This window comes from Homoserinimonas sedimenticola, from assembly GCF_026094475.1.
GTDB classification, from domain to species: Bacteria; Actinomycetota; Actinomycetes; order Actinomycetales; family Microbacteriaceae; genus Homoserinimonas; species Homoserinimonas sedimenticola.
Map to the genome: position 1 here is coordinate 1,920,606 of NZ_JAPELL010000001.1, position 25,585 is coordinate 1,946,190.

Sequence of the window (25,585 nt, forward strand, 5' to 3'; positions counted from 1 at the left end):
GGAGCACCACCACTCATGAGCACACAGACCCACGAGTCCTCCCCCGTGTCCGGTCCGGGCACCCCCGTCCTCGACGGCCCGCCGCGCGCCGCCTCCCTTGGCGGCGCGTGGCGGAGGTTCCTCCTCCGCCGCGGGGTGGGCCTCGTCATCAACCTCGCACTCCTGGTCATCGTGACCTTCCTCATCGTGCAGCTCATCCCCGGCGACCCGGCCACGGCGATCGCGGGGGAGAGCGCCACGCTCGCGCAGGTGGAACTCGTCCGCACGCAGCTCGGGCTCGACCAGCCCTTCTTCGTGCAGTTCGGCACCTACCTGTTGGGCGTTCTGCAGCTCGACTTCGGAACCTCCTTCCGCTATCGGGTCCCCGCCCTCGAGGTCGTCATGGCGGCGGTGCCGTTCACCCTCGCGATCACCGTTGCGGCCGTCATCCTGCTCCTGGTGTTGGGCCTCGCGCTCGGCATGGCGGTCGGGGTCGCAACCCGGGGCGACCGCCGGCGCTGGCTCGGCGGCACCTTCAACGTCGTCACCGGGGTCATCTCCTCGGTCCCCGTCTACGTGCAGGCGACAGCATTCGTCGTCATCTTCGCGGTGCTGCTCCGGGTGCTGCCGCCCGCCTACTCGCCCGCCTACGGCTTCGGCATCGCCGCGATCCTGCCGATCGCGTCACTCACGGTCGGCGGCATGTGCTCCGTCGCCCGCATCGTCCGGCGCGAGACGGCCGTCATCCTCGAGCAGGACTACATGCGCACGGCCCGCGGATGGCGCCTCCCCGCCCTCTCGCTCTACGCCAGGCACATGCTGCCCAACCTGCTCACCACCGCCCTGACCCTCTCGGGCATCATCCTCACGGCGCTCCTCGGCTCGGCCCTCATCACGGAGGCCGTCTTCGCCTGGCCCGGGCTCGGGGGAGTCATCGTTCAGGCGATCGCGATCGACAAGGACTACCCGATCATCCGCGCCGCGGTCTTCGTGATCGGCCTCATCTCGCTCGTCATCACCCTCGTCATCGACGTCATTCTGGGTCTCATCGACCCGCGAACCCTCGGAGAGAAGCGTGGCTGATACCGTCAACGCCGTCCGCACCGCCGCTGCGTCCCCGGCAGGTCCCCGCAGTTTCCGCTGGAACGCCGGCCTCATCCTGGGGCTCGGGATGCTCGCGGTCGTCGCCCTCGTCGCCATCTTCGCTCCTATCGTCCTCGGTGGGCAGGCGAGCGGCCTCGGGGGCACCCCCAACCTTGGCTCGACCCCCGAGCATCCGCTTGGCACCGACACTCTCGGCAGGGACATGCTCGCCCGCACGCTCGTGGCGACACGGGCCACCGTCCTGATGGCCGCGATCGCGACGGCACTCTCCTCCATCACGGGAATCGCGATCGGCATCGCGATCTGGCTCGCGCCCCGTCGCATCCGTGAACTGGGGCTCCGCGCGATCGAGTTCGCCGTGAGCTACCCGACCATGCTGGTCGCGATCATCGTCGCGGCGATCCTCGGCCAGGGGGTCGTGCAGGTCGTCGTCGCCATCGCGATCGCGAACGTCGCCGGTTTCGCCCGGCTCACGGCCAATCTGGCGGCAAAGATCGCCACGAGCGAATACGTCACGACGGCGCGGCTCATGGGGGTTCCCGCGAGCCGGGTGGCGGCGCGACACGTGCTGCCCAACATGGCGGAGCCGACCCTCATCCTCATCGCGGGGGCGTTCTCGGGCGCGCTCGTCGAGATCTCCGGCCTGTCGTTCATCGGCCTCGGCGCACAGACGCCCGCCTTCGACTGGGGCACGCTCCTCAACGATGGGCTCAACAAGATCGTCGTCAACCCCATCGTGATCGTCGGCCCCGCCGTTGCCCTCACCTTCACGTCGCTCGCCGCTCTCCTTGTCGGCGACGGCCTCGCGGCGGCAGCGAACCCGCGCTCCAACAGCACGCAGGCTCGGCTCGTCCGCGACAAGGCGGCGCCCACGATCGAGCGGGGCGATGCCGTGCTCGTGGCCGACGGCATCACGGTGGCGCACGGCGCAAGCGGTGCAACGCTCGTGTCGGATGTCTCGTTCACGATCGGTCGCGGCGAGGTGCTCGGCATCGTCGGCGAGTCGGGGTCCGGAAAGTCGCTCACGGCATCCGTCGTCGCGAAGCTGCTGGGGGAGGGGCTCTCCGCCTCGGCGCGCCGACTTGAGCTCGACGGGGTCGACCTGCTCGGCCCCGTGCCACCGCGCGAACTCGCCTCCAAGATCGGGCTCATCTATCAAGACCCCGGCACGTCGCTCAATCCCGCCATGGTGCTCGGCCGACAGCTCTCCGAGGTGCTCACGCTGCGCCTGCGACACAGCCGCCGGGCATCCCGCGAGCTTCTGCTCTCGAAGTTCCGCCAGGTCATGCTCTCCGACCCCGAGGGCAGGCTGCGGCAGTACCCGCACCAGCTCTCGGGCGGCATGAAGCAGCGCGCCATGATTGCCTCCGCCATGAGCACCGACCCCGTGCTCCTCATCGCCGACGAGCCCACGACCGCCCTCGACGTCACCGTGCAGCGTGAGGTGCTCACGGTGCTGGGGCGGATGAATGAGGAATCCGGCACCGCCGTGTTGTTCATCTCGCACGACCTCGGTGTCGTTCGCGCCCTGTGCGATCGAGTGCTCGTCATGAAGGACGGCAAGATCGTCGAGCGCATCGACGACATGGCGGGCCTCTCCGCGGAGAGCGTGAGCCACCCCTACACGAAGCAGCTGCTGGCGGCGACGCCCGTCGTCACCCTGCCGACCGCCGCCCCGACCGCACGCACGGAAGGTGAATCATGACCGACTTGATGCTCGATGTTCGCGGCCTCGACGTGACCTTCGGTTCCACCACTGTGCTGCACGGTGTCGACGTGACACTGGCCAAGGGCCGCACGGTCGGCGTCGTGGGCGAATCCGGCTCCGGCAAGTCGACCCTCGCCAAGGTGCTCGTCGGTTCGGTGCGGCCGAGCGCGGGGCACGTGGACGTCGACGGCGTCGACCTCGTCAACCACGAGCACACGTCGATGCGTCGCTACCGGCGACGCGTGCAGATGATCCCGCAGGACCCTTACTCGTCGCTGTCGCCCCGCCGCACGATCGGGCAGACCCTCGCCGAGGCCATCAACCCGATCCGCTCCCGGGTCTCCGATCACAGGGACCTCATCGCATCCTGGCTTGAGCGGGTCGGCCTGACGCCCGACATGATGCACCGCTACCCGCATGAGTTCTCGGGTGGCCAGCGGCAGCGCATCGCCATCGCGCGGGGGCTCATCATCGACCCCGACTTCGTGATCGCCGACGAGATCACCTCCGCCCTCGACGTTTCGGTGCAGGCCCAGATCCTCGAGCTTCTCGCCGAGATCAAGGAATCGCTCGGGATCACCATGATGTTCATCTCGCACAACCTCGCCGTGGTGCAGCGGGTGAGCGACGAGGTGCTCGTTCTCTACCAGGGCAGGGTTGTGGAGGCGGGTCCCGTCGAGGAGATCTACGCGAACCCCCAGCACTGGTACACGCGGCGTCTCCTCGACGCCGACCCCGGCTCGCCCGGTTTCAGCCTGGCCGGCTAGCACGACGACGAGAGGATGCTCATGGGGGCACGTCTGCCGCTCACACCGCAGGGCCACGGCGAGGTTCGCTACGTCGGCGCAACACTCATCGACGGCACGGGAGCCGCACCGATCCGCGACAGCGAGGTCGAGGTGCACGACGACCGCATCACCTACGCGGGGCCGCGACGGGATGCTGCGAGCGATGTCCGTACGGTCGACCTGAGCGGCAGCATCCTCATGCCCGGCTTCGTCGACGCGCACGTGCACCTCGCAATGGTGCCGGGCTCATCGGAGGAGCAGCGCGCCTGGTTCCCCGAGGAGGCGGCCTTCGCGGTCGCCGAGCAGCTGCGGGCCACGGTGGATGCCGGCGTGACGACCGCGAGGGACCTCGACGGCCTCACTCCGGGCTACCGCAACGCGATCGAGCGCGGGAGCATCATCGGCCCGCGCCTGCACCTCGCGATCGCGATGCTCTCCCCGACGGGCGGGCACGCCGACCCCGTCATGCCCAACGGTTCACTTCCGGCCTGGGCGGTGCGCCTGGGGATGCCCACCCCGGGCGTTGTCGACACTGCGGAGGACGTCATCCGCACGGTCCGCGCGTTGCTCCGCACGGGTGCCGACGCCATCAAGGTGTGCACCTCTGGGGGAGTCGGTTCGCCGACGGATGAGCCCGAGGATGCGGGCCTGCCGGAGGAACACGTGCGACTCATCACCGAGATCCTCGGCGGCCGCGGCGACAAGCCGGTCACCTCCCACGCGCTCACGGACGCGGGCGTGCGCACGGCCGTGCTCGGCGGCGTCGCCAGCATCGAGCACGGCTACGACCTGAGTGACGAGACGATCGCGCTCATGGTCGAGCGCGGCACCGTGTTGGTGCCGACACTCAGCACCCTCATGCGCACGCTTCCGCCCTCGGCCCCGCCGTCGCGCGTCGAGGAGCGTGCAATCCTGCAGCGCAGGGGACTCGACTCCGTGCGTCGTGCCATCGCCGCGGGCGTGCGGGTCGCACTCGGCACGGATGCGGGCGTGCACCCCCACGGCCGAAACCTGCGCGAGCTCGCGTGGCTCGTCGAGGCGGGGCTGAGCCCGCTCGAGGCGATCCGCGCCGGCACCCTCGAGGGGGCGCGGCTGCTGGGGCTCGACGAGAACCTCGGCTCGATCGAGCCGGGCAAGCTCGCCGACCTCGTCGTCAGCTCGTGCGACCCGCTGACGGAGATCGAGCGCATGGTGGAGCCCGGAAGCATCCGTATGGTCGTGCAGTCCGGGCGGATGCTCGTGGACCTCGACCGCCGCGCCGACTGACACGGCCCGGCTCAGGCCGCCGCGAGGTCCCCCAGCGCCTCCTCGATGAGCGCCACGACGCTTTCGGGGGCGGCGTGGGCGATCGCGTGGCTCGTGTCGACCTCCCGGATGCGGGCACCGGCGCGCTCCGCCATCATCCGCTGCACGCGCGGGAGGATGTGACGGTCGCTCGTCGCGAGGAGGTACCACGCGGGCCGCAGCGACCACGCCGGGGTGCCCGTCACGGTGGTGAAGATGGCGTCGGCGGAGTCGCGCCGGTGCTCCCGCTCGGCGAGCCGCACGTGTTCCGGCACGTCCCACGCGAGTGCCTGCCATGCCTCGTCGCTCTCGTCGGCGATCCACTCGCCGTTGGGGCCGCGGCTGAAGTACTGGGAGACCGGTGCTGGCTCGTTGCTCGAGACGATGGAGTTGACCGATTCGCCCTCGGTGGGGGCGAAGGCGGCGATGTAGACGAGCCCGCGCACGCGCTCGTGCCTGCCGGCGTTGGTGATCACGGCGCCCCCGTAGGAGTGTCCGACGAGCAGGGCGTCGTCGTCGACCGCGTCCACGAGGGAGCGGACGGCGGCGACGTCGTCCTCGAGGGACTGTGATGCGTTGTCGGCGACCGAGACGGTGTGGCCGCGGGCCTCAAGGATGGGCGCGACGAGGCTCCAGGTGAAGGCGGATGCTCCCATGCCGTGAACGAGAACGATGTGCATGGAGACCCTCCGCGATTGGATACATTTGCGAGGCAATCATATCCAAAGACGGAGGGGGAAGCCTAGAAGCGGTCAGGCGACGGTGTGCTCGTGTGTTGCACCGAGACATCCGCGTGGCGGTCGAAACGGTAGCCGACACCGCGCACCGTGCGGACGATCTCCTCGTAGCCGCCCAGCTTGGCACGAAGGCGCCGCACATGCACATCAATCGTGCGCTCGTTGGGTGCGTCCTCGTCGTCGACGCCCCACAGGCCGGCGATGAGCTGGGCGCGGTCGATCGTGCTGCCTTCGCGCAGCACGAGGTACTGCAGGAGCTCGAACTCCTTGTAGGTGAGCGGGGCGACCTCGCCGTCGAGCACGACGCGCTTGCGCGAGAGGTCGATGATGACGCCACCACGCGACTCCGGTTCGATCGTCTCGGCATCCTGCTTGCGGTGTTTGGCGAGCGCGGCAGGGTCCTGCAGGGCGAGCCGCACCACGTCGACATCGCGCCCGCCGACTCCCTGCGGGGCGAGAGCCACGGCGGCGTGCGTCTCGGCGGTTGGCACGAGCTGCTGCGTGAGCGTCTTGAGCGCCTCGACGATCGCGCCGAGGTCGGTTCCGGCGGCGGCAGCCTTGAGCTCGTCAACGCCCACATAGAGCACGAAGCCGCGCGCCTCGGTGCCCTCGGGCACGGCGCGGAGGCGGCGCTGCGGCGCGGGTTCGGCGGCGGGCGCGGCGGCGACAGGAGCGGGAGTCTGGGCGGGGGAGAGGTTGAGTGCGAGTGACATCGGTCGAATTCCTACGTGAGGGGTGAAGGGCCTCTAATGATGAGGGTGTGATCCTTCGGTTACACAGGGTGTGCGCTGGGGATGATCGCCCCGCCATGAGGGGGCGTCATCCGGAGTTCGAGGCGACGCAGCGGCGCGGATGCTGCGGGGCTGGGTCGGTCGCGAACTCGGCTTCCGTGGCCGGCTAGGCGCACATTCGACAACACATGGCGCGTGCCGGCATCATCATGCCGGCGTTCCTCGAAGCCTCACGAGAGGTCAAGGTGCGCGCGAATGCAGTCATGCCGTCAAGTATCAGCCCGACGGCGGCCAAAAAGCAAGCGCGTCGCTGAATTCGCGGCGCCGACTCCGCGCTGCCGGGTGAGCGGCGCCGGGCGCGGTCCCGCACGTACCGCTTCCCCGTCCCATCACCGCGGTGTTTTCTGCTCAACGCGCCCCCACAAATCTCCGCGGTGAGCAGAAAACACCGCGCTGTTGGGAGAACGGATGCCGCGCCCGCCGCGCCCGCCGCGCCCGCCGCGCCCGCCGCGCCCGCCGCGCCCGCCGCGCCCGCCGCGCCCGCCGCGCCCGCCGGGGACGCCGGGCCGCGCCCGCCGCGCCCGCCGGGCGGTGGCGTGTCAGACCGTGCCGTAGAGCCGGTCGCCCGCGTCGCCGAGACCCGGCACGATGTAGCCGTGCTCGTTGAGGCGCTCGTCGAGCGCGCCGAGCACGATCGTGAGGTCGCGGCCGTCGGTGCCCTTGTCGATCGCGTCGAGACCCTCGGGGGTTCCGAGCAGGCAGATCGCCGTGACATCCTTCGCGCCCCGCTCGAAGAGATAGTTGACGGCGGCGAGCAGCGAGCCGCCCGTCGCGAGCATGGGGTCGAGCACAAAGCACTGGCGGTCGGAGAGGTCTTCCGGCAGGCGCTCGGCGTAGGTCGTGGGCTCGAGGGTCTCCTCGTTGCGCACCATCCCCAGGAACCCGACCTCGGCGGTCGGCACGAGCTTGACCATGCCGTCGAGCATCCCGAGCCCGGCGCGCAGGATCGGCACGACGAGGGGCCGCGGGTCGGCGATCGCGACCCCGACCGTCTCGGCGACGGGCGTCTGGATCGTGAGCGGCGTCGTGCGCACGTTGCGCGTCGCCTCGTAGGCGAGAAGGGTCACGAGCTCCTCGGTCAGGGCGCGGAACGTCGGCGATGCGGTGGTCTCGTCGCGCAGCACCGTCAGCTTGTGCGTGATGAGTGGATGATCGGCAACGTGAACTCGCATACGCTCAAACCTAGTCGAGAGGGGTCAGGAGTGACGAGGTACGCGGAGCTGATGCGTGAGCTCATCGACGACGCCGCGCGCGCGGCAGCGCACGGCGACGTGCCCGTCTCGGCACTCGTGCTCGACGCATCCGGTGCCGTCATCGGCCGGGGACGCAACGAGCGCGAGCTCCGCCACGACCCCACGGCGCACGCCGAGATGATCGCCCTGCGGCAGGCGGCGGATGCCACGGGCGACTGGCACCTCGAGGGCACAACCCTCCTCGTGACCCTGGAGCCGTGCCCCATGTGTGCGGGGGCGATCCTCGCGGCCCGCGTGCCCACCGTCGTCTTCGGGGCGTGGGACGACAAGGCGGGTGCCGCCGGCAGCGTCTACGACCTGCTGCGCGACCGGCGCCTGCCGCACCGCGCCGAGGTCTACGCGGGCATCGAGGCGGAGGCGTGCGCAGCCCAGCTCAGGGAATTCTTCGCGACGCTGCGCTGAGGTTCGCGAGCCACTCGCTGAACATCGCGCGCGAGGCATCCTGCATCGCCCCGTTGTGGCGGGCGGCCTGCATCCGCAGCTCATCAGCGCTGTGGGAGACAGAGCCGCGCAACCACGCCTCGTTGTGCACGATCCACGCCTCGTTCATCTCGGGCGTGACCTCGGGGTGGAACTGCACTGCGAGCGCATGCCCGCCCACGCTCCACGCTTCGTTCGGGTAGGCGTCCGAGGTCGCGAGCCGCTCGGCACCGGCCGGCAGCTCGAAGTGGTCGCCGTGCCATTCCAGCATGGGCACCCCGGCGACATGCCGGACGGGCGAGTCGGCGCCCGCGTCGGTGGGGCGGATGTCACGGTAGCCGATGTCGCGCAGCGGCCCCTTGTACACGGGTGAGCCGAGGGCCTCGGCCATGAGCTGGGCACCGAGGCACACGCCGAAGACGGGAGCCGCGGCATCCAGCCGCCGCCGGATCAGGCTGAGTTCGTGGGCGATGAACGGATGCTCGTCCTTCTCATATACGCCCATCTCGCCGCCCAGCACCACGAGCAGGTCGGCGGCCTGGATCTCGTCGGCGAGGGCTGCGAGGTCCGTGGACGGCACCTCGATGTTGCGCACCTCGTAGCCGTGCTCGATCAGAACCGGTTCGAGGTTGCCGAGGTGGATGCGGGGCTCGTGCCGGAGCACGAGCGCGACGTGGCTCAATCGACGCCCCGGATGAAGAACGCGTCGGTCGAGGGGTTGGCGTCGCTCGGGCGGCGGTAGACGTCGGGCTCGATGTAGATGACGCGGGCGGCCGGCACAACCTCCCGGATCGCCTTCTCCACCTCGTTGATCGTGTCGGCGACATCCGTCATGAGTTCGCGCGGGGCGAAGGCGATCTTGGCGCCCACGAGCAGCTCGTCGGGGCCGAGGTAGAGGGTCTTCATGTGGATGAGCGACTCGACCTCGGGGTGCGCGTTGATCGCGTCACGGATCGCCTCCGTGTCGGCCTTCGTCGCGCCCTCGCCAACGAGCAGGCTCTTTGTCTCGATGCCGAGGATGATCGCGACAAGCACAAGGAGCGTGCCGATCATGAGGGTGCCGACCGCGTCCCACAGCGGGTCGCCCGTGAGGATGGTGAGGCCGACCCCGAAGAGGGCGAAGACGAGGCCGAGGAGGGCCGCGACATCCTCGAGCAGTACGACGGGAAGCTCGGGCTGGCGGGCGTGGCGCACGAACTGCACCCACGACTGGCTACCGCGCACGTGGTTCGACTCCTTGATGGCGGTGCGCAGCGAGAAGGACTCGAGCGTGATGGCGATCAGCAGCACCACGATCGGCAGCCACGGCACCTCGAGCGGGTGCGGGTGGGTCAACTTGTTGACGCCCTCATAGATGGAGAAGACGCCGCCGACGCTGAAGAGGATGATCGACACGACGAAGGCGTAGACAAATCGCTCGCGCCCGTAGCCGAAGGGATGCTCGGCGTCGGCCTTCTTCTTCGAGACCTTCTTGCCGAGCAGCAGCAGGGCCTGGTTGCCGGAGTCCGCGACGGAGTGCACCGCCTCGGCGAGCATCGAGCTGGAACCTGAGAAGGCCCACGCGATGAACTTTGTGAGGGCGATGCCCGCATTCGCGAGGAGGGCCGCGATGATTGCCTTGCTTCCGCCGGTAGCGCTCATGCGCCTAATCCTAGGATGCTGCCATGACAGGTTTCAGGCCAACGATCGCGTTCCTCGGTGCCGGCTCGATGGGCTCCGCCATCCTCGAGGGTCTTCTCGCGGCGGAGGGTTTCGAGCCCGCAGCGGTGCGGGTCACGAACCGCACGGATGCGAGCGCCGCCGCCCGCGAGTGGCCCCCTGTGGTGACGAGTCTCTCCCTGGAGTCGGATCCGCGGGCGAATCTTCTCGCCGTCGAGGGCGCCGATGTCGTCGTCGTGGGGGTCAAGCCGCACATGGTCGCGGATCTGCTGGGTGAGATTGCGCCCGCGCTCGCGCCCGGCACGGTCGTCGTGAGTGTCGCCGCCGCAGTCTCGACCGCCGCGATGGAGGCGCTGCTCCCCGAGTCGGTCGCGGTCGTCCGTTCGATGCCCAACACGCCGACCGCGGTCGGGCTGGGCGTCACAGCGCTGAGCCGCGGCACCCGCACGAGCGACGAACAGCTGGCGCTCGTGACTCGGATATTCGAGGCCGTCGGCAGCGCCCCGCTCGTCGACGAGTCACGCATGGACGCCGTGACGGGGGTCTCCGGCAGCGGCCCCGCCTACGTCTACTACATGGTCGAGTCCTTCATCGCGGGGGCCGAGGCGCAGGGCTTCTCGCGTGAGGAAGCGGAAGGACTTGTGCTGCAGACCTTCCGCGGCGCCCTCGAGATGCTGTCCGTCACGGGCAGGTCGCCCGAGCAGCTGCGCCGTGAGGTCACGAGCCCCAACGGAACCACCGAGCGGGCGATCGCTGTGCTGCAGGATGCTCGGCTCCCCGACGTCCTCACGGCCGCGGTCGAGGCATCCGCAGCCCGCTCCCGCGAGCTGTCGCAGAGCTAGGACTGCGACGCGAAGCGCTCGATGTCGGCGGCGTTGCCGCTCACGATGACGAGGTCATGGTTGGAGATGAGTGTCTCGGCGGTCGCATAGGTGAAGTCCTGGCCGGGGGACTTGACGCCGACGACCGTGATGCCGAACTTCTTGCGCACCTCGGATTGCGCCAGGGTCACACCACGGATGGCCTTGGGCGGGTACATCTTGACGATCGCGAAGTCGTCGTCGAACTCGATGAAGTCGAGCATCCGGCCGGAGACGAGGTGCGCCGTGCGCTCGCCGGCTTCCGCCTCAGGGTAGATGACGTGGTTGGCGCCGATGCGGGCGAGGATCTTGCCGTGCGACTGGCTGATCGCCTTCGCCCAGATCTGCGGAACCTTGAGGTCGACCAGGTTGGCGGTGATGAGCACGCTCGACTCGACGGAGGAGCCGGTCGCGACGACTGCGACGGAGAAGTCTTGCGCGCCGATCTGCCGCAGGGCGTCGAGGCTGCGCGCATCCGCCTGGACCGTGTGGGTCACGCGGTCGGCCCACTTCTGCACGAGGCCGGCGTCGGTGTCGACGGCGAGCACTTCGCGGTCGAGGCGGTCTAGTTGGCCCGCCACGGCTGCGCCGAATCGGCCGAGGCCGATGACGAGCACCGGGGCGTCGTGGGGGATCCTGTCAACCAACGATGGGCCTCTCTTCCGCGCGTCTGAACAACTGTCGGCGCTGGGATGCCGCCAGGGCGGCGGCCAACGTCACTGTACCAACGCGGCCCGCCCACATGGTTGCTGAGAGGGCGTACTTGCCGGGGTCGGGCAGCGTCTCCGTCAGGCCGGTGGAGAGGCCGGATGTCGCGAACGCCGAGATCACGTCGAAGAGCACGAGGTCGAGCGGCGCTTTCGTCAGGTGCAGGATGAAGATGGATGCTGCGGCGACGATCGTCGCACCCCAGAGGGTGACGCTGACGGCGAGGCGAAGCACGTCGACCGGAACGCGGCGCTCGAAGACCTGCATGTCGCGGTCTCCGCGGGCTTCCGCGAAGGCGGCGAGGAAGAGCACGGCGAGCGTGGTGACCTTGATGCCGCCGGCCGTCGACGCCGAGCCGCCTCCCACGAACATGAGCATGTCGAGCACGAGCAGGGTCGAGCCGTTGGCGGCCCCGATGTCGATCGTCGAGAAGCCGCCGGAGCGGGACATGACGGAGATGAAGGTGCCCGTGAAGGGCCGCGTCGCGGGCTCTTGCTGTGCGAGGGTCGAGAGGTTGTTCCACTCGAGGAGGGTGATGGCGGCGCCACCGAGGATTACGAGGCCGATCGTGGTGGTGAGGGTGAGCTTGACGTGGATGGACCAGCGCTTGGGGTTTCGCCAGCCGCGGGCGAGGGCGAAGATCACGGGGAAGCCGAGGCTGCCCAGGAAGACGGCGAGGGCGAGCACTGTGAGCATCCACGGGTCACCGACGAAGGGGGCGAGGCCGTCAGGGTTGGGGGTGAAGCCCGTGTTGGTGAAGGCGGATGCCGCGTAGTAGAAGGACTGCCACGCGGCCGTCCACCCGTCGAAGCCGGCGGCGAGCAGCCGCGGATAGATGATGATCGCGACGATGACCTCGATGATGAGGGCGCTGATCGCGACGGTGGAGAGCAGACCGCCGATCTCGCCCAGTCGGATCGCCTGCGACTCGGAGACGGGGCCGTGGTGCACGCGTGAGGGGTTGGTGTCGCTCGCCGCCATGAGGCGGGTGCGCAGGCCGAGACGGCGGGAGACGACGAGACCCATCATGCTCGCGACCGTGAGCACGCCGATGCCGCCCACCTGCAGGCCAATGAGGATCGCGATGTTGCCGAAGAGGCTCCAGTGGGTGCCCATGTCGACGACCGTGAGGCCCGTGACGCAGATGGTGGAGACGGCGGTGAAGAGGGCGTCGGCGAAGGAGGTGCCCTGTTCGTCGGCTTCCGAGATGGGCAGCATGAGCACGATCGTGAGAATCGCGATGAGCCCCGTGAAGACGACGATTCCGAATCGCGCGGGGGATCCGGTCGCGAAGTCGTCGATCGCATCCCGGAATCTCTCCGAGGTGCTCTTGCGCGACACGGGCTTGGTGCGCATTCGTCCTCTCGTCACTCCGCTGGTGCTGGCCACGCGGACAGCATGTCATGGTACTCCTCGCCCGCGCCCGGTAGCCTGCTGGCATGGCGGACATTTTTGGCGTGATTGCGGATGCTACCCGCCGTGAGCTCCTGCAGGTGCTTCTTGAGCGGAGCACGGGCTCGGAGTCGCCACACCGCGACTTGAGCGTGGGGGAGCTGGTGGAGCGTCTGGGCCTCAGCCAGCCCACCGTCTCGAAGCACCTGAAGGTGCTGCGCGAGGCGGGTCTCGTGGCCGTCCGCGAGGTGGGCCAGCACCGCTACTACCGTCTCGAGTCCAGTCCGCTTGAGGTTGTCGAGGACTGGCTCATGCCGTTCCTCGGCACGGATTTCACGACGGATGCTGCGGCATCGGCCCGCACGCCTGGTGCTGCTGCCTTCGCCGCATGGTCGGGGGCCCCGTTACCCGCTCCGCTGCGCCGCGCGGGCGAGACCCTTCAGCATCCGGCAGACGCGGGCGCCGCGGTGGGTCGCGCGGTCGCGGATGCGACGCACGGCGCGCGCCACCGTTTCGAGGAGGCGTCGGGCAATCTCGAGCGCCGGGTGATCGAACCGATCAAGAAGAAGCTCACTAAGGACTGAGCCCCCCGGTTCAGAGGTCGCCGGCCTCTCAGGCACAGGCTTGTGGACAATGAGTCACTTCTGGCTCTAAAGTAGCCACCAAGCACTCCAGTCACATCTGTATCGAGTGCTCTGCAGAGGGGTATTCGATGGCGCGCGATCTTTCCGACGTGAAGTTCCTGACGGTGGCGGAGGTCGCCGACATGATGCGTGTCTCCAAGATGACCGTCTACCGTCTCGTGCACTCCGGTGAGTTGCCCGCCATCCGTTTCGGACGCTCTTTCCGCGTGCCCGAGTCGGCCGTCGAGGCGGCGATCGAGTCGCACATCAGCGACGTCGGCTGAACTCGCACTCGCTGCTCGACCTATCGGCTCGCCTGTCCTGTCAACTCGCCTCGCCGGAACAGCGTTCAGAAAATCTCGGCTACACTGTCCGGAGGCATTTTTCCGCGGTTCTGAACGGACCCGGTGGTCTGTTCAAGAATCAGTGAGGCCAAATTTTATGAGGTGCGTATGGGCTCTGTAATCAAGAAGCGTCGCAAGCGTATGGCGAAGAAGAAGCACCGCAAGCTTCTTCGCAAGACCCGCCACCAGCGTCGCAACAAGAAGTAGACTTTCGAGTTTCCTGAAAGCGCTCGGCCACCAGGCCGGGCGCTTTCGTCATTCACGCGTGGGCGCGCGAGGCCCTAAATGTCGCTGGATAGGGCCTTGGTGTCGTCCGCGCCGGCTGCTATTCGACGGGCGGCGTCGCGCGTTTGGCCTCGCGACGCACACGGCGTCGGGCCGCCCGGATGCTCGACTTGTTGAGCCGCATGACCGACCAGCCGTGCTTCACGGCGTGCCGAGCGAGCTCCAGGTCGGGGTTGACGACGACCCGGTTACCGGCCAGCTCAAGCAGCGGGATGTCGTTGCGGGAGTCGGAATAGGCCCAGCAGTCCGTGAGCGGCGAACCGGCCCTCGCCGCGAGCTCGCGTGCGGCCGACGCCTTGTGGTCGCCGTGCAGGAAGGATCCGAGCACGCGGCCGGTGAAGCATCCGTCGTGCTCCTCGAGTCGCGTGCCGAGCGCACCCGTGAGGCCCAGCCGACGGGCGATGACCTCCGCGACGATGCTGGGCGTCGCGGTGACGAGCCACACCTGGTGACCCTTCGCGAGGTGCTCGCGGGCGAGGCCGACGCTCTCCGGCCACAGCCGCGGCGCGATCTGCCGGTCGAAGATCTCCTCCGCAAGGTCACAGACCTCCGAGACGCGAACCCCCGCGGCAAGGCCCAGTGCTCGTTCACGCAGAATCTCAAGGTGCCGCAGGTTCTCGCCGACACGGATGAAGCGCGCCTGCTGCCAAGCGAAACGAGCCAGATCGCGCAGCCCCACATAACCGCGGCGGTAGGCGCCGCCCCCCAGGTGGTAGATGCTCGCGCCTCGCATGAGCGTGTTGTCGACGTCGAAGAACGCGATCACGGGCGCAGCGCTGCCACCCGGCCCAGCACCGCCCACCTCGTCGTCTGCGCGAATCATCGGCGCCCATGCTAGCGCCGGGCGCCCGCCGTCGACCCCCGCCGCCCGCGAACTGGGGGAGGGAAGAGCCTCGGATGCCACGGCTCTAGCATGGGGGAATGCACGAGCTCACCCTCCTCACCCGCCCCGGCTGCCACCTGTGCGACGATGCGCGGGACGTCGTGACCCGGGTGCTCGGGGAGCTCGAGGTCGAAGCATCCGCCCCCGTCGGACGACTGGAAGAGCGGTCCATCGTCGATGACCCGGAGCTGCTGGCGCGCTACGCCGAGGAGATTCCCGTGCTGATGATCGACGGGCGCGTGCACAACATCTGGCGCGTCGACCCCGAGCGGCTGCGCGCCGCGCTCACGGCCTAGCGGCGCTTCGCTGCCGACTGCGCTTGCCTAGCGGCGCTTCGCTGCGGCTTCTGCCTCGGCGCGGGAGTCGTAGACGGGGGAGTCGATGACAAAGGCGAGGCGCTCGTCGGGGGCCACGAGCAGCAGGTCGGTGGGCTCCTCGGCGGAGTCGAAGTCGGCTGCCACGAGAGGCTCGCCGCCCAGATGCACCGTGACGACACCGCTGCCGCGTTCGAGCGAGTCGACCTCGAGCGCCGGCAGGGGAGCGCCGTGCTTCTCGATGAGGCGACCGACCGCCGCCCCGATGCCCTCGCTGCTGCCGAGCAGCGCCTTCTCGTCCGCGACCGTGTAGTCGAAACGGGTGCGCACCGTCACGCGGATCTCGTCGGCGCCCTCCGACTCGTCGGGCTCCTCAGGCTCCTCGAAGAGCTCATCGAGGGCATCGCCATACGCGCCGACGGCCTCCCAGAGCCGGCGGTCGACATCCTCGGCCTGCTCCTCGCTGCCGGAGCCCGAGGCGACGAGGTCGATGTGGCTGCGGAGGATCTCGAGGAGAGCCTCTCCGGCCTCGATGGCGGGCGTGCGGGCGGGATCGGTGCTGCTCATGCGCACACGCTAGCACCCGCGTTCGGCGTGGCGGCACGGACATCCGTCACCCTTTTGCAGGCATCTCACAGTTGGGGGCGTAACGTCCGCGGCATGACGAATCTCATCAACTTCACGATCGCGACCGAGGCCGAGAAGAGCGCCGACTTCCGTCGTGTGCTCTGGACGGGTGAACACACGCAGCTCGTCATCATGACGATTCCCGTCGGCGGCGAGATCGGCGCTGAGACCCACCCCGACACGGACCAGATCCTCACGATCGTGAGCGGCACGGGTGAAGCGACCATCTCGGGCAACAGCAAGCAAATCCAGCAGGGCGACCTCGTGGTCGTGCCCGCGGGGCACCACCACAACTTCACCAACACGGGCCCCAACCCCCTCGTGCTCTACACGGTCTACGGGCCGCCCGAGCACTCTGACGGCGCCGTGCACAAGACCAAGGAGGAGGCCGACCGCCTCGAGGAGGAAGGTAAGGACGAGCCGCCCCAGGGTTAGTTCGCACTGCCGAGAAGTCGGAGCCGACTGCCAGACTCCGTCGCTATTGTGGGCGGCTGTCATGACCGAGACCCGCAAGGCCCACGGCCGTCGCCGCGCCGACACGCCCTCCACGTGGACGGGCATGCTTGTGACCCTGCCGCCGCGCACGCTGGACCCCGAGACGGTGGATGCTGCGGCACCCGGCCGCTCGCGGCGTGCGGGAGACGTGCGCCGCGGCATCCGCCCCGGTGTCTTCGTGGGGCTCGGGACTGCCGCCCTTGCGATCATGGCGGTGACGACCCTCGCGATCCTGCCCAACGTTCTCAGCGAAGCGTCAGCGCAGACGCAAGCGGCGGAACCGCCGGCGCAGTCCCTCGACATCGCGGCTGCAGCACCCCTGGCGGCGGTGCCCCGCGACACCTACACGGCGGACCCCGGCGTCGACACCTACGTCGCGGGCGGCACCAACCGCGACTGGGCGAGCCTCGTGCTGCTCTACGGCGGCTGGCCCGTCACGGAGTCCAACGTGACCGTGATGATGCGCTGGATGCGCCAGGAGAACTACGAGAAGTCGTGGTGGAACCGCAACAACCCGCTCAACAATGGCTGGGGTTCCGGCGGAGGCAGTGGGCTCGGCTCATATCCGAACCTGCGGGTCGCCGCGCAGAACGCGGCGGAGGCGCTGCACACGCACCCGGGCTATGCGGGCATCCGCGACGGCTTCGCCGCATCCGCTCCCACCGAGGTCATCGAGGCTGCCATCTGGGCGTCGCCGTGGGCGTCGAGCCACTACCACAACGGTGCGCACTGGCATTACACGCCGACGCAGACGATCAAGGCCCCCGCCGACGCCTGGTAGCTAGGGCAGCAGGCGGTTCGGCCCGCGGAAGAGGTAGGTCGTCTCGCGCAGGTTCGGCAGGCCCAGCATGAGCATCAGCACGCGCGAGAGGCCCATGCCGAAGCCGCCGTGCGGCGGCACGCCGTAGCGGAAGAAGTCGAGGTAGAAGTCGAGCTCCTCCGGGTCGAGACCCTTCTCCTTGGCCTGCTCCACGAGCACGTCGACGCGGTGCTCGCGCTGTGCGCCCGTCGAGATCTCGACGCCGTTGTAGACGAGGTCGTAGCTCTTGGTGAGCGAGGCATCCCCGTCGTGGCGCATGTGGTAGAACGGCCGGATGCTCGAGGCGTAGTCGGTGAGGAACACGAAGTCGTGCCCGTAGGTCTCCTTGACGTAGGCCGCGATCTGGCGCTCACCCTCCGGGTCCATATCGTCGTCGGCGCGGGGCACCTCGTAGCCGCGCTCGGCGACGATGCGCTTCGCCTCCGCGAGGGGGATGCGCGGGAACGGCGTCTCCGGCACCTGCAGGTCGATGCCGAAGTGCTCGAGAATCGCCTCGCCGTGCTTCTCCTTGACGGCGCGGATGCCGGCGACGAGGAGCTCCTCGTGCATCCGCATGACGTCGTCGTGGGAGGCGATCCAGCTCATCTCGGCGTCGACCGAGGTGAACTCGGTCGCGTGGCGTGAGGTGAAGGAGGGGTCGGCCCGGAAGGCGGGGCCGACCTCGAAGACGCGGCCGAAACCGGCCGGCTGTGCCATCTGCTTGAAGAACTGGGGGCTCTGGGCGAGGTAGGCCTTGCCCTCGAAGTAGTCGACCTCGAAGAGTTCGGCGCGCGACTCGGAGGCGCTCGCCATGAGCTTGGGCGTGTGGATCTCGATGAAGTCGTTCTCGACCCAGTAGGTGCGCCACGCGTGCAGGAGGGTCGTCTGGATCTTGAAGACGAGCGAATGCTTGGGTGCCCGCAGGTCGATGAAGCGCCAGTCGAGGCGCTTGTCGATGCCGCTGTCGTCGGCGATGGGCGTTTCGGGGATCGCGTGGGACGCGACATCCAGCCTGTCGAGCTTGATCTCGACGCCGCCGAGCTTGACACGCTCGTCGTGCTTGAGCTCGCCGCTCGCCGTGAGGAAGCTGCCCTGGCTGAGGCCGGAGATGGTCGCGGCGAGGGCGTCGTCGGCGGGTGTGCCGTCCTCATTGAAGGCGCGCGGGTGCACGAGCTGCACGGCGCCGCTCTCGTCGCGCAGCACGACGAACTGCACCTTCTTCTGATCGCGCACCGTCTCGACCCAGCCGCTGACAGTGGTGGGGCCGTCGGATGCCGCGGCGAGGTCCTTGATGAGGGTGCGTTCAGTCACGGCGTCAAGTGTAGTTGCGCCCGGTTGGAGGCCCCACTCATCACGTTCCGGTTTCGATACGGCCGCGAGCGGGCCACTCAGCGCCCGCACCAGCCGTTCACCAGTTTCCGCCTGCCTAAACTTGTAGCGTGCCTGCATCATTCGTCCACCTCGTCCGCCATGGCGAGGTGCACAATCCCGACGGCATCCTCTACGGTCGCATCCCCGGTTACCTCCTTTCGGAGTTGGGGCACCGCATGGCGGATGCCGCGGCGGGGCATCTTGCCGGGCATCCGGTCTCGGCGCTCTTCGCCTCGCCGCTGGAGCGCGCCCAGGAGTCGGCGAAGCCCTGGTCGGACCGCTTCGGGCTGGAGATCACGACGGACGAGCGACTGATCGAGCCGACGAACAAGTTCGAGGGCAAGACCTTCGAATTCGGGCCGGGGGTCGTGCTGCGCCCGCAGTCGTGGCCGCACGTGATCAACCCGTTCAAGCCGAGCTGGGGTGAGCCGTTCGCGAGCGTCGCCGACCGCATGCTCGCCGTGATCGAGGATGCGTGGAAGTCGGTCGATGACGGCGAGGTCGTCATGGTGAGCCACCAGATGCCGATTGTGATGGTGCAGCGCTATGTGACGGGCCGCAAGCTGTACCACGACCCGCGTCGACGCCGCTGCAGCCTCTCGAGCATCACGACGCTGCGCCGCGACGATGACCGCTTCGTGGAGCACTCCTACGCGGAACCGGCCGCGGAGCTTCTGGCCCAGGCGGCCGACATGGGGGCGGTGTGATGTCGCGTCTTCCCCTGCGCATGGCGGCGATCGTGGCGGCGGCGAGCCTGCTGCTGACGGGCTGCACGAGCGACCCGCTTGCTGAGAAGTACGGCAATGGCGGCGCCACCAACCAGGAGTCCAACGATGGCGCGATCCTCGAGATCGCGGAGGAGAATCGTGCGGCCGCACCCGAGTTCTCCGGCATGACGGATGGCGGCATCGAGGTCTCGAGCGACGACTATGAGGGCCGCGTCGTGGTCGTGAACTTCTGGTACGCGGCGTGCGGTCCATGCCGTGCGGAGGCGCCCGACCTGGAGGCGCTGCACCAGAAGTACAAGGACGAGGGCGTCTCGTTCGTGGGCGTCAACACGCTCGACCAGCCCGAGAACGCGCTCGCCTTCGCCCGCAAGTACGGCATCACCTACCCGTCGATCATGGACGGCGAGACGGGCGAGGTGCGTCTCGCCTTCGCGGGGCAGGCTTCGCCGAGCGCCGTGCCGACGACCCTTGTGCTCGACAAGGAGGGTCGCGTCGCCGCGCGCTTCCTCGGGCAGATCACCGCGCCATCAAACCTCGACACGATCATCCGCGAGCTTGTCGCGGAGGAGCTGTAGTGAACATCGGTGAGATCGTCGGTGACGGCAGTCTCCTCCTCGCGGTTCCCCTGGCCCTCCTCGCGGGGCTCGTCTCCTTCGCATCACCGTGCGTGCTGCCGCTCGTTCCCGGCTATCTCGGCTATGTGGGCGGCTTCGCCGACACGGGCGAGACGGATGCCGCCCGCCGCCGCTCCCGCAACCGCCTGCTGCTCGGGGTGCTGCTCTTCGTGCTGGGTTTCAGCGCCGTCTTCGTGTCGTTCGGGCTCCTCTTCGGGGTCGCGGGACTCCTGCTGCTCCGCTGGATGGATCTCATCACCCGCATCGCGGGTGTCGTCATCATCGTGATGGGGCTCGTGTTCATCGGACGCTTCACTTTTGCGCAGCGCACCATCAAGCCGCGCTGGCAGGCGGCCACGGGGCTCGCGGGTGCGCCGTTCCTCGGCATCGTGTTCGGTCTCGGCTGGGCGCCCTGCATCGGACCGACGCTCGCGGCGGTGCTCGCGCTGAGTCTCGACGGGGGCTCGCCGGGCCGCGGTGCCCTCCTCGGGGCCGCCTACTGCCTGGGTCTCGGCATCCCGTTCCTGCTGGTCGCTCTCGGCTTCGGCTGGGTGACGGGTTCGGTCGCGTGGCTGAAGCGCAACATCCGTGTCGTCAACCTCGTGGGGGGCGGGCTGCTCGTGCTGATCGGCCTCGCGATGGTGACGGGGCTGTGGAACATGCTCATCTCGAGCCTTGGGTCGGTGATCGGCAGCTTTGTCCCGGCCATCTGACCATCACGAGACGCCGCCTCCTCCCAAGGGGGAGGGCATCACGCAGCCCTCCCTCGGCATCGTCGGCTACCTGCGTTTCTTCTGGCGGCAGCTCACGAGCATGCGCACGGCCCTCGTGCTGCTGCTGCTGCTGGCGCTCGCCGCGATCCCGGGTTCGCTCGTGCCGCAGCGTTCCTCCGACCCCAACGGCGTCACGACCTACTACCAGGACCACCCGGATCTCGCCCCGGTGCTCGACGACCTGCAGCTCTTCGACGTCTTCGGTTCGGTGTGGTTCTCGGCGATCTACCTGCTGCTCTTCGTCTCCCTCATCGGCTGTGTCGTGCCGCGCACGCTGCACCACCTGAAGGCGCTGCGCACGCCGCCGCCCAAGACGCCCGCGCGGCTGTCACGGCTGGAGGCGTACCGCAGCAGCAGCGTGGAGGGGGCGGATGCGGCATCCGCCATGGAGTCGGCGCGCACCTTGCTGCGCAAGGCCGGATACCGGGTGCGCATGTTCGAGCGTGCCGGCGAGCTCTCGGTCTCCGCCGAGCGGGGGTACCTGCGCGAGACGGGCAACCTGGTGTTCCACACGGCGCTCATCGGCGTGCTCGTCTCAGTCGGAATCGGCGGCGGCTTTGCCTACAACGGGCAGAAGGTGGTCGTGGAGGGCGGCCCCTTCGTCAATGTGCTCAACGACTACGACACCTTCAGCCCGGGTCGTTTCTTCGACGAGGGCGCCCTGCCGCCCTACCGGCTCATCGTCGACGACTTCGACGCCACGTATGAGACCGAGAACGTGAACGCCTTCGGTTTCGCGAGCGGCTTCCGGGCGGATGTGACGGTGCACGAGGAGGGTCGCGAGGCCTACGAGGCGCAGGTGCGGGTCAACGATCCGCTGAACATCATGGGGCTCGACACCTACCTCACGGGCAACGGGTACGCGCCCCACCTCACGGTGACGGATGCCGATGGCAACATCGCCTTCACGGGCGCCGTGCCCTTCCTCCCGCAGGACGCCAACCTCACCTCGCTCGGCATCGTCAAGGTTCCGGATGCCCTGCCCGAGCAGATCGGCATGCGCGGCTTCTTCTACCCGACGGCGGCGGAGCTCGAGTCAGGAGCCCTCACCTCGACCTTCCCCGACCTTCTCAACCCCGTGCTGACCCTCAACGTCTACACGGGAGACCTCGGCATCGACGACGGCACCCCGCGCTCCGTCTACTCGCTCAACATCGAGGAGATGACCGAGATCGTGGGCGGCGATTCCGGTGTCGATGCGATCCGCCTGCAGCCGGGCGAGTCCTACGATCTGCCGGGCGGCCGCGGCACGGTCACCTTCGACAGCATGGCGGAGGTCTCGCCCGACGGCGAGAGCGTGCTGCGCTTCGCCTCCCTCGACGTGCACTATGACCCGAGCGCCGGGTGGGTGCTCCTCTTCGTCGTGCTCGTGATCGCGGGGCTCATCACGGGGCTCTTCGTGCCGCGCCGCCGAGTGTGGGTCAAGGCGGTCGAGGAGAGTGGCGGCATCCGTCTCGAATACGCGGGGCTCGCCCGCGGCGACGACCCCGGTCTCGACCGCGCGGTCGGCGATCTGGCAGAGCGTCACGCCCAGTCGCTCAGAGTTAGGCTTGACTAGTGTCCGACGTGCTCGATTCCTACTCGCTGGTAGCGATCTACTCCGCCATGGCGGTCTACCTCATCGCCTTCGTGCTCTTCGCGATCGACATCGCCAAGCGCTCCGCCAACGCCTCGACGGCCGCGGGGCAGCTCGCCATGTCGGAGGGCCAGCTCGCCGCATCCGGATCGGGTGGTGTCGCGACGCTCGAGAGGCAGGCGACGGATGCCGCGGCTCCCCGCTACCGCTTTGAGCGGGTCGGCTTCGCCCTCACGGTGCTCGCGACGGCGCTGCACGTCGGCGGGGTCGTGCTGCGCGGTGTCGCACAGGGCTTCGTGCCGTGGGCCAACATGTTCGAGTTCTCGCTGACCTCCTCGGCGATCATCGCGGTCGTGTTCCTTCTGCTGCAGTTCTGGCAGGATCTCAAGTTCCTCGGCGTCTACATGACGGGTTTCGTGCTGATCGCCCTCGGCGTCGGCACCGTCAACTTCTATGTGCCGGTCAAGCCGCTGCCCGACGCGCTTGACTCGTACTGGCTCATCATCCACGTCTTCGTGGCCGCCCTCGGCACGGCGCTCTTCGCCGTCGGTGCAGCCCTTTCGCTCCTGCAGCTGCTGCAGGCACGCCGGGAGTCGGGCGCGGGCGGCCGCGGTCTCGCCTTCCTCCGCACCCTGCCAAACTCGGTGCGCCTCGAGAACTCCGCCTACCTCGTCACCGTCGTCGGCTTCGTTTTCTGGACCTTCACGCTCGTCGCGGGTGCCATCTGGGCTGAGCGCGCCTGGGGCCGCTACTGGGGTTGGGACACCAAGGAGGTGTGGACGTTCATCATCTGGACGGTCTACGCCGGCTACATCCACGCCCGGGCGACCCGCGGCTGGCGCGGCGCCCGCTCCGCCTGGCTCGCCCTCATCGGCTTCGCCTCCGTGCTCTTCAACTACACGGTCGTCAACCTCTTCTTCAAGGGCCTGCACAGCTACAGCGGGCTTTAGGCACCTCGCCGGTTGAGTGGCGAGCGCCAGCGAGCATATCGAAACCAAACGTCCTAGCAACTGGGTTTCGATACGGCCCTGGTCCTCCCTCGCAGGCTCGGTCGGCGCGCTTCGCGCAATCGCTGGCGCGATTGCAGCCAAGCGAAGCGCGCTACTCATCCAGCGCGTCGAGGAGCGCGTAGCAGCGGCGCAGACGGTCCAACCACCAGTCGCGCCGGTCTGCGGATGCCTCGTGCCGGTCGAGCAACCCCGCACTCAGGTCGATGCGGCGCACGGGCACGGCCCCGTCGATCGGGGTGAGCGGGGCATCCGTTACGTCGGCGGTGAGGAGTGCGGCGGTGCCGAGGCCGCAGTCGTACTCGAGCTGCGGCACGGCGGCCGCGAGGTGTGCTCCCATCGAGAGACCGACGCTCGTGTCGAGCGCGCTTGAGACGACGACCGGCAGCCCCGCCTCCGCGATGATGCGTTCCGCCGCAGCGATGCCGCCGAGGGGCTGCGCCTTGATGACGAGGAGGTCGGCGGCTCCCGCGCGGGCGACCGCGAGGGGGTCCTCCGCCTTGCGCACGCTCTCGTCGGCTGCGACGCCGATGCCCATGTAGCGGATGCGTTCGCGCACTTGGGCAAGCTCGTCAACGCTCTCGCACGGTTGCTCGACGTATTCGAGGTCGAACTCGGCAAGGGCGTGCACCGCTCGCTCGGCCTCGTCGACCGTCCAGCCGCCGTTGGCGTCGAGGCGGATGCGGCCCTCCGGGCCGAGGTACTCGCGGACCGCCCGCACCCGGGCGACCTCCTCCTCGAGCCGCTGGCCGGGGTCGGCGACCTTCACCTTGACGGTGCGGCATCCGCTGAACCGGTCGAGCACCTCGGCCACGCGGCCCGGCTCGACGACCGGCAGGGTCGCGTTGACGCGCACACTGCTGCGAAACACGGCGGGCTCGTCGCCCCAGCCGAAGTCGAGCGCGGCGGCCAGCCAGGTCGCCGCCTCCGCATCGTCGTACTCGACGAAGGGGGAGAACTCGGTCGCACCGCGCGGCCCCTCCAGGAGGAGCGCCTCGCGGTGGTCGATGCCGCGAAAGCGCGTGCGGAGGGGCAGGGAGACCACTCGCGCCGTTGCGAGCAGGTCGTCGATCGTGGGGCGCATCCCCCCAGTGTGGCAACTCGGCACTGTATTCGTGCCGAGGAATGGGCGATTCGCGGATGCTGCGGGGGGCACGTTCAGGCTTCGAATAGGCTCGCGTCATGGCTGCGCGCGCTCGAATGGTCCCCGGTTTCGTCTCGCTGGGGCTCGCGGTGCTCGGACTCCTCGCGGTCGTCGTCGGCGTCGCGATTGCCGCGCCGGCCGCAGCGACCGAGACCGCGTGGGCCGTGGCATCCGTGTTGGCGATCATCGCGAACGTGTTGACGGTGGCCGCCGTCGTGGTGGGTCTCGTCGCCGTCATCGGACGCTTCGGTCGCTGGTGGGGTGCCGCGGGCATCCTCGTGGGCGTGCTGTCGAACCCGTGGCTGCAGGTGACCGTGCTCGGCGCTCTCGCCTGAGCGGGCCCGAATAGGCTGGAGGCATGACCGTCTCCGAGCTCTTCGACGACTCACGTTGGGTTGTCGCCCCCGGCGCCGAGGCGCTGACCGACATCACGTACCACCACGACACTGAGGGCCGAGTGGCACGCATCGCGTTCAACCGGCCGGAGGTGCGCAACGCGTTCCGCCCGCACACGGTCGACGAGCTCTACCGCGCCCTCGACGACGCCCGGCAGAACCCGCGGATCGGCGTTGTGCTGCTGACGGGGAACGGGCCGAGTCCGAAGGATGGCGGCTGGGCCTTCTGCTCGGGGGGCGACCAGCGCATCCGGGGGCGCGACGGCTACAAGTACTCAAGCGAGGAGACCGCGACGGGCATCGACGCTGCGCGTTCCGGCCGCCTCCACATCCTCGAGGTGCAGCGGCTCATCCGCTTCATGCCCAAGGTCGTCATCGCGGTCGTGCCCGGCTGGGCGGCGGGCGGCGGCCACTCCCTCCACGTCGTGTGCGACCTCACGATCGCCTCGGCCGAGCACGGCAAGTTCAAGCAGACGGATGCCGACGTCGGCTCCTTCGACGCCGGTTATGGCAGCGCGTACTTCGCCCGCCAGATCGGGCAGAAGAACGCGCGCGAGGTCTTCTTCCTCGCCCGCGAGTACAGCGCCCAGCGCGCCTACGAGATGGGTTCGGTCAACGCGGTCGTGCCGCACGAGGAGCTTGAGGTGACGGCCTATGAGTGGGCGCAGGAGATCCTCACCAAGTCGCCCACGGCCATCCGGATGCTCAAGTTCGCCTTCAACGCCGTCGACGACGGGCTGGTGGGGCAGCAGGTCTTCGCGGGGGAGGCGACGCGTCTGGCCTACGGCACCGACGAGGCCGTTGAGGGGCGCGACGCGTTTCTCGAGAAGCGGGATCCGGACTGGTCGCCGTTCCCCTGGCAATACTGAGCTGCTGAGGGGGCGCGAGCCGCGGCATCCGCCCCGCCCCCAGCGAGTCACATCA

The 25,585-nt window shown here is 68.9% G+C and carries 30 protein-coding genes; 19 read left to right on the forward strand and 11 right to left on the reverse strand.

Annotated features, from left to right (window positions below):
• Positions 1 to 15 precede the first annotated feature (15 nt).
• From OH146_RS09130 to OH146_RS09145, 4 genes are read left to right on the forward strand one after another with little or no spacing between them, the layout of a single operon-like run.
• A complete protein-coding gene (locus OH146_RS09130) occupies positions 16 to 1,062 on the forward strand; it encodes an ABC transporter permease (protein ID WP_265159626.1) in 1,047 nt (348 codons plus the stop codon).
• Positions 1,055 to 2,788, forward strand: a complete 1,734-nt coding sequence (locus OH146_RS09135) for a dipeptide/oligopeptide/nickel ABC transporter permease/ATP-binding protein (protein WP_265159628.1) — start codon at positions 1,055 to 1,057, stop codon at positions 2,786 to 2,788. Before OH146_RS09130 ends, OH146_RS09135 begins: the two co-directional genes overlap by 8 nt.
• Positions 2,785 to 3,558 (forward strand): ABC transporter ATP-binding protein, encoded by a 774-nt coding sequence (locus OH146_RS09140; RefSeq protein ID WP_265159630.1) that lies wholly within the window; start codon positions 2,785 to 2,787, stop codon positions 3,556 to 3,558. The genes OH146_RS09135 and OH146_RS09140 overlap by 4 nt, the downstream gene beginning before the upstream one ends.
• A gap of 21 nt (positions 3,559 to 3,579) precedes the next feature.
• The gene (locus OH146_RS09145) at positions 3,580 to 4,845 is read left to right on the forward strand and encodes a metal-dependent hydrolase family protein (RefSeq protein ID WP_265159633.1); all 1,266 of its coding nucleotides are present in this window, start codon (positions 3,580 to 3,582) and stop codon (positions 4,843 to 4,845) included.
• 11 nt (positions 4,846 to 4,856) lie between these two features.
• Here the strand turns inward: OH146_RS09145 and OH146_RS09150 are convergent, their stop codons facing one another.
• The 3 genes from OH146_RS09150 to upp form a co-directional block, all read right to left on the reverse strand.
• Positions 4,857 to 5,543: an alpha/beta fold hydrolase gene (locus tag OH146_RS09150; RefSeq protein ID WP_265159635.1), complete on the reverse strand. Its 687-nt coding sequence runs from the start codon at positions 5,541 to 5,543 to the stop codon at positions 4,857 to 4,859.
• Between the two features lie 62 nt (positions 5,544 to 5,605).
• Positions 5,606 to 6,313: a winged helix-turn-helix domain-containing protein gene (locus OH146_RS09155; RefSeq protein ID WP_265159637.1), complete on the reverse strand. Its 708-nt coding sequence runs from the start codon at positions 6,311 to 6,313 to the stop codon at positions 5,606 to 5,608.
• Positions 6,314 to 6,930: 617 nt separating this feature from the next.
• Positions 6,931 to 7,563, reverse strand: coding sequence for a uracil phosphoribosyltransferase (gene upp, locus OH146_RS09160; RefSeq protein ID WP_265159639.1), 633 nt, complete (start codon positions 7,561 to 7,563; stop codon positions 6,931 to 6,933).
• A 51-nt stretch (positions 7,564 to 7,614) separates the two neighbouring features.
• Here upp and OH146_RS09165 point away from each other — a divergent pair, with 51 nt between their 5' ends.
• Entirely contained in the window at positions 7,615 to 8,046 is a 432-nt protein-coding gene (locus OH146_RS09165) for a nucleoside deaminase (protein ID WP_265160733.1), read from the forward strand.
• Here the strand turns inward: OH146_RS09165 and OH146_RS09170 are convergent.
• Together OH146_RS09170 and OH146_RS09175 are read right to left on the reverse strand one after the other, a co-directional pair.
• Positions 8,018 to 8,746 carry a glutamine amidotransferase-related protein gene (locus OH146_RS09170; RefSeq protein ID WP_265159641.1) on the reverse strand — a complete coding sequence of 243 codons (729 nt, stop codon included), beginning with the start codon at positions 8,744 to 8,746 and terminating at the stop codon, positions 8,018 to 8,020. The genes OH146_RS09165 and OH146_RS09170 overlap by 29 nt on opposite strands.
• The gene (locus OH146_RS09175) at positions 8,743 to 9,705 is read right to left on the reverse strand and encodes a cation diffusion facilitator family transporter (RefSeq protein WP_265159643.1); all 963 of its coding nucleotides are present in this window, start codon (positions 9,703 to 9,705) and stop codon (positions 8,743 to 8,745) included. The genes OH146_RS09170 and OH146_RS09175 overlap by 4 nt, the downstream gene beginning before the upstream one ends.
• Positions 9,706 to 9,728: 23 nt before the next feature.
• On the opposite strand from OH146_RS09175, the gene proC reads away from it, so the two are divergent.
• On the forward strand, positions 9,729 to 10,565 hold the full coding sequence (gene proC, locus OH146_RS09180) for a pyrroline-5-carboxylate reductase (protein WP_265159646.1): 837 nt from the start codon (positions 9,729 to 9,731) through the stop codon (positions 10,563 to 10,565).
• Here proC and OH146_RS09185 read toward each other — a convergent pair.
• Entirely contained in the window at positions 10,562 to 11,230 is a 669-nt protein-coding gene (locus OH146_RS09185) for a potassium channel family protein (protein WP_265159648.1), read from the reverse strand. The two genes, proC and OH146_RS09185, sit on opposite strands and share 4 nt — an antisense overlap.
• Positions 11,223 to 12,647 (reverse strand): TrkH family potassium uptake protein, encoded by a 1,425-nt coding sequence (locus OH146_RS09190; RefSeq protein ID WP_265159651.1) that lies wholly within the window; start codon positions 12,645 to 12,647, stop codon positions 11,223 to 11,225. The genes OH146_RS09185 and OH146_RS09190 overlap by 8 nt, the downstream gene beginning before the upstream one ends.
• Before the next feature lie 83 nt (positions 12,648 to 12,730).
• Between OH146_RS09190 and OH146_RS09195 the strand changes: the two genes are divergently transcribed.
• The 3 genes from OH146_RS09195 (at position 12,731) to OH146_RS09205 (ending at position 13,857) form a co-directional block, all read left to right on the forward strand.
• Positions 12,731 to 13,267: an ArsR/SmtB family transcription factor gene (locus tag OH146_RS09195; RefSeq protein ID WP_265159654.1), complete on the forward strand. Its 537-nt coding sequence runs from the start codon at positions 12,731 to 12,733 to the stop codon at positions 13,265 to 13,267.
• A 128-nt stretch (positions 13,268 to 13,395) separates the two neighbouring features.
• Entirely contained in the window at positions 13,396 to 13,590 is a 195-nt protein-coding gene (locus OH146_RS09200; protein ID WP_265159655.1) for a helix-turn-helix domain-containing protein, read from the forward strand.
• Between the two features lie 168 nt (positions 13,591 to 13,758).
• Entirely contained in the window at positions 13,759 to 13,857 is a 99-nt protein-coding gene (locus tag OH146_RS09205; RefSeq protein WP_003792170.1) for a 30S ribosomal protein bS22, read from the forward strand.
• 118 nt (positions 13,858 to 13,975) lie between these two features.
• On the opposite strand, the gene OH146_RS09210 is transcribed toward OH146_RS09205, so the two are convergent.
• A complete protein-coding gene (locus OH146_RS09210; RefSeq protein WP_265159659.1) occupies positions 13,976 to 14,758 on the reverse strand; it encodes an HAD family hydrolase in 783 nt (260 codons plus the stop codon).
• Positions 14,759 to 14,856: 98 nt separating this feature from the next.
• On the opposite strand from OH146_RS09210, the gene OH146_RS09215 reads away from it, so the two are divergent.
• On the forward strand, positions 14,857 to 15,114 hold the full coding sequence (locus tag OH146_RS09215; protein ID WP_265159661.1) for a glutaredoxin family protein: 258 nt from the start codon (positions 14,857 to 14,859) through the stop codon (positions 15,112 to 15,114).
• Positions 15,115 to 15,141: 27 nt separating this feature from the next.
• Here OH146_RS09215 and OH146_RS09220 read toward each other — a convergent pair whose 3' ends face one another.
• Positions 15,142 to 15,699, reverse strand: a complete 558-nt coding sequence (locus OH146_RS09220; protein WP_265159664.1) for a hypothetical protein — start codon at positions 15,697 to 15,699, stop codon at positions 15,142 to 15,144.
• A 93-nt stretch (positions 15,700 to 15,792) separates the two neighbouring features.
• On the opposite strand from OH146_RS09220, the gene OH146_RS09225 reads away from it, so the two are divergent.
• Entirely contained in the window at positions 15,793 to 16,194 is a 402-nt protein-coding gene (locus OH146_RS09225; RefSeq protein ID WP_265159666.1) for a cupin domain-containing protein, read from the forward strand.
• Positions 16,195 to 16,255: 61 nt separating this feature from the next.
• Positions 16,256 to 17,035, forward strand: coding sequence for a hypothetical protein (locus OH146_RS09230; protein ID WP_265159669.1), 780 nt, complete (start codon positions 16,256 to 16,258; stop codon positions 17,033 to 17,035).
• Here the strand turns inward: OH146_RS09230 and aspS are convergent, their stop codons facing one another.
• Positions 17,036 to 18,364, reverse strand: coding sequence for an aspartate--tRNA(Asn) ligase (gene aspS, locus OH146_RS09235; protein WP_265159672.1), 1,329 nt, complete (start codon positions 18,362 to 18,364; stop codon positions 17,036 to 17,038).
• A 128-nt stretch (positions 18,365 to 18,492) separates the two neighbouring features.
• Between aspS and OH146_RS09240 the strand changes: the two genes are divergently transcribed.
• Genes OH146_RS09240 through ccsB form a run of 5 tightly spaced genes read left to right on the forward strand, consistent with a single transcriptional unit; the run spans position 18,493 to position 23,065 of the window.
• A complete protein-coding gene (locus OH146_RS09240; protein ID WP_265159674.1) occupies positions 18,493 to 19,131 on the forward strand; it encodes a histidine phosphatase family protein in 639 nt (212 codons plus the stop codon).
• Complete coding sequence (locus tag OH146_RS09245) at positions 19,131 to 19,727, forward strand: TlpA family protein disulfide reductase (protein WP_265159676.1); 597 nt, start codon at positions 19,131 to 19,133, stop codon at positions 19,725 to 19,727. The genes OH146_RS09240 and OH146_RS09245 overlap by 1 nt, the downstream gene beginning before the upstream one ends.
• A 5-nt stretch (positions 19,728 to 19,732) precedes the next feature.
• Complete coding sequence (locus OH146_RS09250; RefSeq protein WP_372508490.1) at positions 19,733 to 20,479, forward strand: cytochrome c biogenesis CcdA family protein; 747 nt, start codon at positions 19,733 to 19,735, stop codon at positions 20,477 to 20,479.
• Positions 20,463 to 22,097: a cytochrome c biogenesis protein ResB gene (resB, locus tag OH146_RS09255; RefSeq protein ID WP_265159681.1), complete on the forward strand. Its 1,635-nt coding sequence runs from the start codon at positions 20,463 to 20,465 to the stop codon at positions 22,095 to 22,097. Before OH146_RS09250 ends, resB begins: the two co-directional genes overlap by 17 nt.
• A 47-nt stretch (positions 22,098 to 22,144) precedes the next feature.
• A complete protein-coding gene (ccsB, locus tag OH146_RS09260) occupies positions 22,145 to 23,065 on the forward strand; it encodes a c-type cytochrome biogenesis protein CcsB (protein WP_279348952.1) in 921 nt (306 codons plus the stop codon).
• Between the two features lie 151 nt (positions 23,066 to 23,216).
• Here ccsB and OH146_RS09265 read toward each other — a convergent pair whose 3' ends face one another.
• Positions 23,217 to 24,206: an o-succinylbenzoate synthase gene (locus OH146_RS09265; protein ID WP_265159686.1), complete on the reverse strand. Its 990-nt coding sequence runs from the start codon at positions 24,204 to 24,206 to the stop codon at positions 23,217 to 23,219.
• Between the two features lie 98 nt (positions 24,207 to 24,304).
• On the opposite strand from OH146_RS09265, the gene OH146_RS09270 reads away from it, so the two are divergent.
• Complete coding sequence (locus OH146_RS09270; protein ID WP_265159689.1) at positions 24,305 to 24,601, forward strand: hypothetical protein; 297 nt, start codon at positions 24,305 to 24,307, stop codon at positions 24,599 to 24,601.
• Positions 24,602 to 24,624: 23 nt separating this feature from the next.
• A complete protein-coding gene (locus tag OH146_RS09275) occupies positions 24,625 to 25,530 on the forward strand; it encodes a 1,4-dihydroxy-2-naphthoyl-CoA synthase (protein ID WP_265159692.1) in 906 nt (301 codons plus the stop codon).
• The last annotated feature ends 55 nt before the right edge of the window (positions 25,531 to 25,585 follow it).